At 38.0% G+C, this 313-nt stretch carries 1 pseudogene; it reads left to right on the forward strand.

Annotated features, from left to right (window positions below):
• A pseudogene (locus PG901_RS13625) lies at positions 1-249 on the forward strand (hypothetical protein); the annotation flags it as partial.
• Between the last annotated feature and the right edge of the window lie 64 nt (positions 250-313).

Consider the following 313-nt stretch of genomic DNA (forward strand, 5'->3'; position numbering starts at 1 on the left):
AATGAAGATACTGGTAGAAGTTGGTACACTCACAAACGTCTTAGAAGTGCTTATCGCAGCCTCAGAACCAATAGCGATTGGCTATTCACTTATCAAGAATATGAGCACTTAGACATACCAAATACCACCAATTCTCTTGAAGGATTATTCAGTGAGTTAAAGCGACAATTACACAGTCATCACGGTCTAAGTGAGCAGCGTAAGTTGCGGTTTATTAAAGACTTTTTAGGGTCAAAGTCACTCAAATAGCATGAATTATGTCCATTAGCGACTACCTTCTACTTTTTAGCATGAATTTTGTCCATTACACCAA

Source organism: Psychrobacter sp. ANT_H3 (assembly GCF_027919975.1).
GTDB classification, from domain to species: Bacteria; Pseudomonadota; Gammaproteobacteria; order Pseudomonadales; family Moraxellaceae; genus Psychrobacter; species Psychrobacter maritimus.